We start from the raw sequence: 11,917 nt of genomic DNA on the forward strand, positions 1-11,917 counted from the left end.
GGCTTACTTGTTTAAAGATACCTGTTGTTTGCCATTAGGTCGTCTGCCGGATAGCCGCCTTCAAATAATCCTTTGCTGTGCGACTGATGGTCTCCTCATCTACTTCTACCACCAGCTCTCCCCGATGCTCGTAGGGGAATACTTCGCCGGTGAGCGCATCGAAAATGCCATAGGGCAGCAAATCGTATTCTTCGTAGCCCCAGAATAAAAAATCTACCGCGTCGGCGGAGTTATCGAACCCCACGGCGTAGCCAATTTCCTGCTGAGCGAAAACAACGATGTAGCGCATATACTTATATACGATAAGTTTAGGCTTAGGGTTGCGTCGTGTTTTGTGACTTGGTCACAAATTGCTGGTCTTAAATAGAAAGATTTCTATACTGATACGGCCTGTTAAACGGATTAGATCGACTACTGCCATCAAAAATTTATTAGGCGGTAGTTTATCGAAAGGTTCTGGTCTGAAGAAGCGAAACTTACGGTGAAGCGATCTCGTTTTTTTTATCCATCGACTACCATAGGCATTACTTTCTTATAACCTGCCAATAGTTCTCTGGTCGATCCATTTTGGTTTATTATGCAGTTTATAGTCTTCGTTTACCACCTCTTTATAGGAATTATTGCATTAAATGTCTTGTACTGGGTCTTCTTTGCCATTGCAGGTCGACTCGGTAAGGCCGATGATACGGATCAACCAGCGGCCCCGCTTGTTTTCAGAAAAATAGGGGTTCTAATTCCTGCTTATAAGGAAGATGCGGTTATTGTGGAATCCGTTACCGAAAACCTAAAACAAACCTACCCCGCAGACCGATTTGAGCTGATTGTCATTGCAGATTCATTTCAGGCTCACACACTAGCCCAATTAGCTGCTTTACCCATAAAGGTACTTACGGTTTCATTTGACGTATCTACGGTTGCTAAAGCGATCAATTCAGCACTAGCCCGATTACCAATCGAGCAATACGATATACTGGTTGTGTCGGATGCAGACAACCATATGGCGCCGGATTTCCTGAGCCGGATAAACAACGCGTTCGAGCAGGGGTGGCGGGCCATTCAGGGGCACCGCGTTGCTAAAAATATAAATACAAGCGTGGCTGTTCTGGATGCAATCAGTGAAGAGATTAACAATCATATTTTTAGAAAAGCAAGCCGTGTACTCGGCCTGTCTTCCGCAACCATTGGGTCGGGAATGGCGTTTGAACCCGCGCTTATGAAAGCTGCCATGACCACACAATACACAATGGGTGGTTATGATAAAGAGTTGGAAACCAATATTGTACTGAGCGGCTTCAAAATTGGGTATCTGGAGCAGGCTTATATTTACGATGAGAAAGTAGCGCAACGTGCCGTCTTCGAAAATCAGCGAACCCGCTGGATTGCAGCGCAGTGGCAGTTTCTGAAATTTTACTTCTGGAGTGGTGTACGGGAACTCCTGGCTGGTCGATTTGCCAGTGGATTTAAGGTTATCCAGGCAATAATTTTACCAAAAATTCTTTTACTGGGTTTACTGATAGCCGGTCTATTTATTGGTTTGCTAACTAGCAAGCCGGTTTTATGGCAGCTTCCACTCATCCTGTTGCTTTTGCAGATGGTTAGCCTCGTCCTTTCTGTGCCTACTTATTTATGGAAACGGGTAAGTGTAAAAGAGTTGCTGCTTATTCCAGTGTTGTTACTAAGTTTTGTAAAAGCGTTACTAAATATGCGAAAAGCCTTTAAGCGATTTATGCATACCCCTCATACGGGATCGCCCGATACACAGGTACCTTAAGTAGTACTCAGGCTGAGTGAAATAGGCTTGTTGTGTGACAAAGTAGAAATAAAATAGTCAAAAGTTAGCGAACACAAGTTGACCGAATGGGTGTGACTTGATTTTAACTTGATGTAGAGTTTTGGTTGACTTGTAAAATAATAAGTTTCCGTATTCTAGAAATAGAAAACTTGTCAGAGAGATACCTGTGCGAAGAGGCTTGTGTAAATTTTTTTAGAATGAGATTCCGTTTATTCCGCTTACATACGATACTGATTTCCCGCATTAGTCTCTTCTTGCTACTAGGGGCGCTTACAACAACGGTTTGTTCCGGGCAAAGCCGGGGAGTCCGGGGTTTGGTCTCATTCGGTGCATCGTCGGGCCTTGCTGATGATACATTATACCTCGATATTAATCAGGACATTGCTATTCAATTACTTCCATTCGAGGAGTTAATGAAGGTGGCAATCGCCCATTCACCCGTCGTAAAATACCAGAATGAAGTTGCTAACTCACTCAACGAAGCGCATGAGATAGCTAAAGTACAGATTCTACAAAATGTGGCTGGGTTTGGAAACTATTCTACTGGTAATCAAATACTTATTTCGTCGGGAGGAGCAGCTGTACCAGGCGGAGGGATAGTGCCGGAGAGCACCCTTGGGCAGATCGCAAACGGTTACCGGGTAGGTATTGATGTACGGTTACCGCTCTATGAATTGTTTGGGCGAAAACATCAGGTTCGGCAAGCTAGTGCAAATTATAAAGCGGCTGTTCACCAGAAAGAAACTGTTGAGTTGCAATTGAAGCGTGAATTGATCGGTATTTATCAGGACATGATTACGACCCAGCAACTTCTTAAGATATTGTTGATTGATGAACAAGCCTCGTTAACTGCCCTGCGGGTGGCGGAGGTCGAAATTCAGAAAGGCCAGATTACGGCTGATTTAATGGCTTCGGTTACCAGTCGCTACGTTCAGGCGAAGACCGCATCAGAACAGGCGAAAGGGAATTTCCTGAAGAATGTTCATTATTTCGAAGCACTAATGGGTATGCCTATTCAACGGTTGAAACGTAACTAAACGAATTGTATGACAATCGAGGTTTTTTTGCGCTTACTGAAACAGCATATACTCTGGTTCATCATTATTCCGGTTGTAACAGCCGGAACAGCTTTCTATGTTACCCGGCATGAGGCTAAGGTCTATAAATCGCAGGCCACACTTTATACCGGGCTGGTGTCTCGCTATTCGCTGCTATCAGATCGTAATAGTGCGTTTCAGGACCGATCAGCCAGTGCCTTTGATAATATTCTAACGACCCTTAATTCGCGGGAAACACTGCTCCAGATAGGCATTGGTTTGCTGACAGATCACCTTCGACTGCGCCAACCTGATTCGTTAGTATTAGCTAGTGCTGGTTTTCAGAAATTACATAACGCCATTACACCCGGCTGGGAGAACCTGTTTTATATTGCTGCCGACTCTGCCCTGTTGCATAGAACGATTGATAGTTTAGCAAAAACGCCGACCGACAATCCCATAAAATCCTTGCTGCTAAAATCAGATTCGTATTATTCGATTCAGCATCTGGGTGAAACAATCAAAGGATCGGCCCGTAAGAATACGAATGACGTATTACTTATGGAGTATGAGTCAGATGATCCGGCCGTAGCGCAGCGTACACTGCATTATGCCATCGAATTTCTGAACAAACGATATGCAACCCTCAAAACATCGGAAACCAACTCCGTTATTGGCTATTACGAAGCAAAATTAGAGAAGGCAAAAGCTAAACTGGCTCAGGCAGAAGCGGATCTGCGCGCCTTTAGTGAGAAACATCAGGTGCTGGATTATGATGAAGAGGCCAGAACCGTGGCGGCTTCCCGCGAAGCCCTGAATAGTGAGTACAATCAGGAATTAATGCGGAAAAATGCGGCTAAAGCGGCTTTAGATGCGCTTAATGGGCGTATGGGCCAGCAGGGAAGTATTCGTTCCGCTAATAATGACCTGACCGAAAAACAGAAGAAACTTACGGAAGCTGAGAATAAGTTAGCCAATGCCCGCGCCTATGGACAGCCGCAAACGGTAATTGCCCAATTGCAGGCAAGTGTTAAACAGGCATCGGATGATTTGAAAGTGAGCGCGCAAAAGTATGATGCGGCCGCCAATTCGAATGAGGCCGTTCCAGCCCAAACAATGGCTAACGATCGGTTGACCAAATCGCTCGAATACGAAGAATCGTCGGCCCGATTGGAGCTTTATCAAAAGCGGATGGATGACTATGCCGCTAAAACAAACGAGTACGGACCACTGGGTTCGCAACTGCGCCAGTTAAATCGTGCGCTATCCGTTGCCGAAAAAGAATACCTGGATCTCATTCAGAATGTGGATCAATCGCGAACGCGTCGTCAGGATGTCGCGATAGGGGGAACGCTGGAAATTCTAGATGCGCCTGATTTTCCATTAATACCCCAGCCTTCCAAACGTTTGCAACTTATCGTCATTGGTTTTGGGGTTGGTATTTTCATTGCCTTGTTACTTACCGCATTGAGGTTCTGGTTAGACAAGCGAATCCAGTCGCCGGAACAAGCTGAAGCCATGATTGGAATGCCTGTTGCAGCACTTTTTCCAACGGTTAGAAAACCGCTGGTTTTTACGAAAGCAACTCTTGCGGCCCGCAGCATGTTCGAGCAGCTCTTCAATGCCATTAATATTGAAGTGACGCAGAATCTTAGTAAGCCTTACCCACCCGTTATTACGGTCTTTAGTATCCGCTCGAAACAGGGCAAAAGCTGGGTGTCGAATGGATTGATTCAGTTGTACGAAACCGCTGACCAGAAGGTGGCTTACTGTTATCCGCGAGTAACGGGTAAAGAGCAACGCGAGTATCGCCAGGGTGTAACATACTTCCCGTACACCATCCGTCCCGATTTTATGAATGTTACGGGTGTGGATTACCTGGTTGATTATAACCAGGGATTCGATGGCACCCAGTTTGACCGAATTATTCTTGAACTCCCCGCTCTGATTAATCATCAGATTCCGGTTTATCTGCTCAAAAGCAGCGCTTTATCTCTATTAATAATTGATGCTAATAGCCCTTGGGCAAGGGCAGAGAAACAACTGTTGAGCATGTATGTGCGCGTAACCAACCAACCAATATTGACGGTCTTAAACCGTGTGGAAGGAGATTATGTGGATGTGCCCCGTAAGGCCGACGCCATGCAGAAGCCTGTTCCACAGGAGCAATCGTATCAGTCCCAACGGAATACCTATTAGCATCAAGACAGAACGGTTTGTGAACACACTGGCAGGTAAATCCATTACCTGCGGGTTCATAGGATTGTGTAGTTAGGTGAGTTGCTGGTCCTCAATCAATTATCTGTATGAGTGTTTATGATGACATAAGCCGGGGTAGTCACTCCCCGCAGTTCGTTCATCAGCTTGTTGAGCAGGTGTCGCTCGAAAATCAGGATCGTATTGCGGTGATCTTTGGGGAGCACGAGCTTACCTATGATCAATTAAACAACCGGGCAGAAGCACTCGCTCAGGCTATTTTATACGCGGATCCAGATGCTGAACAGATAGGGGTAAGTACAACCCGTAATCTGGAAATGATTGTGAGTGTGCTGGCTATCCTGAAGTCGGGCAAGGCTTACCTGCCGCTTGATCCAGCTTATCCTGAACACCGGTTACAACAGATTAAAGCCGATTCCGCGCTCCGAACCTGTTTGGCTGCCGCACCTGACGAACTACTCTTCGACCGGTTGGGGCTTCAGGTGATTGCGTCTGATCAGGAATACACCCAGCCACTACAGACGGTTAGCCGTCAGACTACCACCGCTTACGTTTTATACACGTCAGGATCGACCGGTAAGCCTAAGGGAGTTTGCATGGGGCATAGACCCCTTATGAATCTGTTGCAATGGCAGGAAAAACAGTCGAATGCAGGTTTGGGTACACGAACGCTTCAACTGGCCCCTTTAAGCTTCGATGTTTCGTTTCAGGAGATTTTTGCTACCCTGAGCACGGGCGGAACCTTGATGTTGATTGATGAAACGCTTCGTCTTGACTTAAATGCACTGTTGCGATTTATTGATGAACAAGCCATAAATCGACTGTTTCTGCCCTTTGTTGCTCTCCAGTACCTGGCGGAAACAGCCGTGAGCACGGGCCGGTTTCCAGTGCACTTGCGTGAAATTATGACCGCCGGTGAACAGTTAAAGATTACCCCCCAACTCATTCAGTTTTTTTCGGCTCTTCCCGCTTGTGTATTATTCAACCAGTATGGCCCTACAGAGTGCCATGTAATCACCCAACTAGCCTTAACGGGCGATCCTGCCAACTGGCCTTTATTACCAACCATTGGTCAGGTCATCGACAATGTCAGTTTAGTTGTTGTTGATGATAACCTGACAATCCTGCCTGATGGAGAGGTGGGGGAACTTTGCTTTGGAGGAGCCTGCTTAGCCGAAGGGTACCTGAATCAGCCCGTGCTGACCAGCGAAAAATTCATCGAACTCGAAGTGCCACAACAAGGGCAGATGCGTATCTATCGCACTGGAGACCTCGGCCGATTGCTACCCGATGGAGCTATTGAATTTTTAGGCCGTCGCGATGATCAGGTGAAAATCCGGGGACACCGGGTTGAACTGGGCGAAGTCGAAGTTAGTATAAATCAGCTTCCCGGTGTTAAGCAGGCTGTGATTGTGGCCCGTGAAGGTACTGATAGTCAGAAACGACTGGTTGCCTATTTGGTAGCGACTAACGATCAGGTAGCCAAGTCTGGTATTCGAACTCAACTCGAACAACAACTGCCTGACTACATGATGCCGTCCGCTTTTGTCTGGCTGGATGAGCTCCCTAAAACCAGCAGTGGCAAGGTTGATAAAAAGCAGTTACCAGCCCCTGAACGCAAACGGCCTGAATTAGACATTGCCTATCGAAAGCCTAAGAGTGAGCTTGAACAAACAATCGCCCGTATCTGGATTGACCTGTTACAAGTCGATAAAGTAGGGTTGGATGATAATTTCTTTGAACTGGGAGGGAATTCCTTACTGGCTCAGAAGACGGTAGCCTCGTTAAAGCAGTATGAGCAAACACTACCCGTTACGAAGCTGTATCAATTTCCGACAGTTGCCGGCATTGCTGGTTATTTGAACCCGCTGAAATCACAACTGGCTACCCGATCAACGAACGAGTCAGCTAAATTCCAAACGGAAAAAGAAAGCCAGCTTACTTCGGATAATGATGTCGCCGTAATTGGGATGGCAGGCCGTTTTCCGGGAGCAAGCACGGTTGATGCCCTGTGGGAACTGCTGAAGCAGGGAAAAGAAACTACTCGATTTTTCACAGACAGTGAATTAGACGCCAGTATACCAGCCAGCCTTAAACATGATCCGCTCTATGTAAAAGCAAGGGGTGTTATTGAGCAGGCCGACCAGTTTGATGCGCAGTTTTTCGGACTGACGCCCAACGTAGCGCAACTGATGGATCCCCAGCAACGCGTTTTTCTGGAGATTGCGTGGGAAACGCTGGAGCAAACGGGCTACTTACCGCAACACTACGATGGTTGCGTGGGTGTGTTTGCCGGTTGCGGAAATAATACGTATTACCTGAATAATGTACTCGGACATAAGGATCTGATCGATCAGGTTGGGGCGTTTCAGGTAATGACCTTGAATGAAAAAGATTACATAGCTTCCCGAACGGCCTATCAGTTGAATCTGAAAGGCCCTGCCGTTAGTGTCTACTCGGCCTGTTCAACATCGCTATTGGCTATTTCGCAGGCGGTTCAGAGCATTCGAAACGGCCAGTGTGACCTGGCGCTGGCGGGTGGTGCGAGCATAACCACGCCCCTCAACAGCGGCCATTTATATCAGGAAGGGGCTATGCTCAGTCGGGACGGACATTGCCGTTCATTTGATGCCGATGCGCAGGGAACCGTGTTCAGCGATGGAGCAGGGGTCGTTTTGTTGAAAAATCGGGAAGCGGCCCTGCGTGATGGTGATACAATTTATGCGGTCATTAAAGGAGTTGGCGTTAACAATGATGGTGGGGGCAAAGGTAGTTTTACCGCACCCAGCGCCGAGGGGCAGGCAGGGGCCATCGCTATGGCCATTGCCGATGCCGGTATCGATCCCGCAACCATCAGCTATGTGGAAGCGCATGGAACGGCAACGCCACTTGGTGATCCCATTGAAATTGATGGCTTAACACAGGCGTTTGGCGAACAGACTGAAAAACAATACTGTGCCATTGGTTCTATTAAAAGCAACATGGGGCATTTGACCCAGGCTGCGGGTGTGGCCGGATTGATCAAAACCACACTGGCTTTGTATCATAAGCAGATTCCCCCATCGATTAATTACGAGCGTTCAAACCCTGCTATTGATTTTGCTAACAGTCCATTTTTTGTCAATACGAAACTCACAGATTGGAACGTAGCGGATTCAACTTCATCGGAGCGCCTACCACGCCGAGCTGGGGTGAGTTCATTCGGGGTGGGTGGTACAAACGTTCATGTCGTTCTGGAAGAGTTTGATCAACAACCCCAGGTTTCAGAGGCAGGTCGACCAGTTCAATTGATTACCTGGTCGGCAAAAACACAAGCTAGCCTGGATGCGTATGCCCGGAACCTGGCAACACAACTGAACCAGCCTACTTCACTGAATCTGGCGGATGTAGCGTTTACACTGCAAACCACGCGGGCCAATTTTAAGCACCGGCGTTTTGTGGTAGCCGCCACGCAGGCCGAACTTGTTGGCAACTTACTGGCTGAACCAGGTAAATCGCCAACAAGTAAACCTAAGGTTGCCGACCGGCCTGATGAAGTCGCTTTTCTCTTTCCAGGGCAAGGGTCGCAATACCTGAACATGGGCCGGGCGTTATACGAAAATGAAACGGTATTCCGTCAGGCAGTAGACGCCTGTGCTGAACTGTTGAGTCCCTATTTGGATACCGATATCCGCCAGGTTATGTACGCCGACCTTATCAATTCTGAGGTTGAATTACGACTGAAAAATACCCGATATACACAACCGGCTCTGTTTGTGACCGAATATGCCTTAGCTCAATTATGGATGAGTTGGGGCATTGAACCATCGGTTTTTTGTGGGCATAGCGTAGGTGAGTTTGTGGCCGCCCATCTGGCAGGTATATTCTCTTTAGCGGATGCACTAACGCTGATTGCGGCTCGTGGCCGAATGGTCAGTGAATTGCCACGTGGCAGTATGCTATCCGTACGAAAGGCGGCAACTGCTGTGTTGGCGATACTGCCTTCAACAATCTCTATGGCGGCCATTAATAGCCATACCCTCTGCGTTGTAGCGGGTCCTGATGAAGACATTGCCGATTTTGCCCGTTTGCTCGATGAGAAGGAAATTCCCAACCAGCCACTGGTAACCAGCCATGCCTTTCACTCCGCCATGATGGACCCAATTGTTGGCGAGTTTGAGAAGATTGTTGCCGGAGTTTCGCTGAACCGCCCGAAAAAGCCCATCGTTTCAACGGTGACTGGCAACTGGTTAACGGATACACAAGCCACCGATCCGAATTATTGGGCAACCCACCTCCGGGCAACGGTACGTTTCTCAGATGCCCTCGATACGATTTTTACCTTCGATAATCCACTTTTACTTGAGGTTGGCCCGGGGCATGTTACGGCAACTCTGGCTCGGCAACAAGCGGGTAAAAAGCCAGTGACGGTCTTGGCCGGATTAGCGAATCAGCCCGATGTACTAGCGAACTGTCAGTCCGTTTTAACAACACTTGGGCAACTGTATCTGGCGGGTTTGGAGCCAGACTGGAAGGCCTTTTATACAGGCCAGCAACGGATAAATGTATCGCTACCCACGTACGCCTTTACTCGGAAACGTTGTTGGGTTGACCCGGTAGTTGTACAGGCCGAACCGCCAGGTCAGTATTCGACTAATGTTAATCAACAGAGTTTGTCGAACGGCCAATCCTATGCAGCTAGTTCCTCGCTGGAGAATGAATCAGTATCTATTCCCCTCACACCAGAAATGCAATCGGTTACTATGAGAAAAGACACCCTACTCAAAAAAATTAACCAACTCCTGGAAGACGCATCCGGGATTGAACTAGATGGCATATCGTCAGATACGAGTTTCCTGGAAATCGGCTTCGATTCGTTATTGCTTACTCAGGTAGCCTTAACGCTCAAAAAAGAATTTGGCATACCAGTCACCTTCCGACAGTTAACAAGCGAATATACGTCACCTGAACAATTAGTCAATTATCTCGATCAGACGTTACCTGTTGAGGTGCAGCAGCCAGCGCCGTTATCGGCACCGATGCCTATCAACCAACCTGTTGTTGCTTACAACCCAGTATCAACAGGGTCGGCACTAGGAAATCCCGCGTTGGATTTAATTGCTCAGCAGCTACAACTACTTGCCAAACAGATTGAATTGCTACAGGGTGGAAATCCGGTAGCCCCCTTGCCAACTGCTCCCATTACACCCGCCATTCCTGCTACGATAAAGTCTATTCTGGCTTCCAGTAATGGAACGTCGAATGGTAGCTCGAATGGGCACAAAATTGCCGATACCGCTGATTTGACACCTGAAGAAAAGGTGGAACTGAAAAAGCCATTTGGTGCAACAGCCCGTATTGAACGACAGGCTTCGGAACTAACAACGAAGCAGCAGGATTTCTTGCGAGAGTTTACGGAGCGGTATAATCAGAAAACAGGCAAGAGTAAAGCGTATGCTCAGGAGCATCGGGCACAAATGGCCGATCCACGAGTCGTATCCGGTTTCCGGCCGCTGACGAAAGAAATTGTATATCCACTGGTGGTCAATCGTTCAAAAGGGAGCCGGGTGTGGGATATTGATGGGAATGAATACATTGATGCGCTGAATGGCTTCGGTTCAAATATGTTTGGCTATCAGCCTGATTGGGTTAAAGAAGCCTTACATGAACAAATTGAACGAGGATTTGAGGTTGGGCCGCAGCATGAACTGGCGGGCGAAGTCAGTCAATTAATTTGTGAACTGACGGGCGCCGACCGGGCGGCATTGTGCAACACGGGTTCCGAGGCAGTACTTGGAACGATGCGGATTGCCCGAACCGTAACGGGCCGGTCGTTGATCGTTGCCTTTGCTGGTTCCTACCATGGTATTGTTGATGAGGTTCTGGTTAGGGGTACCAAAAAACTCAAGTCATTTCCAGCTGCACCCGGCATTATGCCAGAGGCCGTGCAGAACATGCTGATTTTGGACTATGGTACCGACGAAAGCCTTCAGATCATCCGTGAACGGGCACACGAACTGGCAGCTGTTTTGGTAGAACCTGTTCAAAGCCGTAGACCTGAGTTTGTGCCCATCGAGTTTCTGAAAAAAGTACGCGCCATCACCGCACAATCGGGCACGGTCCTGATTTTCGATGAAGTCATCACGGGTTTCCGAACGCACCCTGGTGGAGCACAGGCTCTGTTTGGGATCAAAGCGGATCTGGGTTCGTATGGTAAGGTCGTTGGGGCTGGTTTACCCATTGGTGTCATTGCGGGTAAACGCGAGTTTATGGATGCGCTCGATGGTGGCTTCTGGCAATATGGCGATACCTCTGTGCCAGAAGTGGGCGTTACGTATTTTGCCGGAACATTTGTTCGACATCCATTAGCCTTAGCTGCGGCCAAAGCATCCTTAACGCATATGAAGGAAGTAGGGCCAGGTCTACAACAACAATTAACCCAAAAGACCCAATTTCTTGCCGATGGCTTGAACGCTGTGCTTTCAGAAAAGCATCTTCCCCTCCTTGTAGTAAATTTTGGGTCACTTTGGAAAATAAAATTTAAAGAAGATATAACTTACGGCGAGTTGTTGTTTACCTTAATGCGTAATAAGGGAATACACATCTGGGATGGGTTCCCCTGTTTCCTGACAGAAGCCCATACTGATCAGGAAATTGATACGATAATTCGCCGGTTTACCGAAAGTATTCACGAACTGATCGACGCCGGTTTTTTTAAAAATGCTTCAAATACGGTAGTTAGCTCTGAGAAGGTCGGTGCAACGTTTTCTATAGACGTACCCCCTGCTCCGGGTGCCAGACTGGGTCGGGATCGGGAAGGTAACCCAGCCTGGTTTATCCCTAATCCAGACCAGCCTGGAAAATACCTTCAGGTTGAATTAAATTGACTAGA

5 protein-coding genes are annotated in these 11,917 nt (G+C 47.7%); 4 read left to right on the top strand and 1 reads right to left on the bottom strand.

Annotation, left to right across the window (positions count from 1 at the left end; genetic code table 11):
• Positions 1-34: 34 nt before the first annotated feature.
• Positions 35-289, bottom strand: a complete 255-nt coding sequence (locus EXU85_RS14180) for a hypothetical protein (RefSeq protein ID WP_142772713.1) — start codon at positions 287-289, stop codon at positions 35-37.
• A 288-nt stretch (positions 290-577) separates the two neighbouring features.
• Between EXU85_RS14180 and EXU85_RS14185 the strand changes: the two genes are divergently transcribed.
• The 4 genes from EXU85_RS14185 (at position 578) to EXU85_RS14200 (ending at position 11,912) form a co-directional block, all read left to right on the top strand.
• Entirely contained in the window at positions 578-1,771 is a 1,194-nt protein-coding gene (locus tag EXU85_RS14185) for a glycosyltransferase family 2 protein (protein WP_142772714.1), read from the top strand.
• 218 nt (positions 1,772-1,989) lie between these two features.
• Positions 1,990-2,829 carry a TolC family protein gene (locus tag EXU85_RS14190; RefSeq protein ID WP_142772715.1) on the top strand — a complete coding sequence of 280 codons (840 nt, stop codon included), beginning with the start codon at positions 1,990-1,992 and terminating at the stop codon, positions 2,827-2,829.
• A gap of 9 nt (positions 2,830-2,838) precedes the next feature.
• The gene (locus tag EXU85_RS14195; protein ID WP_142772716.1) at positions 2,839-5,028 is read left to right on the top strand and encodes a lipopolysaccharide biosynthesis protein; all 2,190 of its coding nucleotides are present in this window, start codon (positions 2,839-2,841) and stop codon (positions 5,026-5,028) included.
• Between the two features lie 107 nt (positions 5,029-5,135).
• Complete coding sequence (locus EXU85_RS14200; RefSeq protein WP_142772717.1) at positions 5,136-11,912, top strand: polyketide synthase; 6,777 nt, start codon at positions 5,136-5,138, stop codon at positions 11,910-11,912.
• Positions 11,913-11,917 lie beyond the last annotated feature (5 nt).

The sequence above is a fragment of the Spirosoma sp. KCTC 42546 genome, from assembly GCF_006965485.1.
Taxonomy (GTDB): domain Bacteria; phylum Bacteroidota; class Bacteroidia; order Cytophagales; family Spirosomataceae; genus Spirosoma.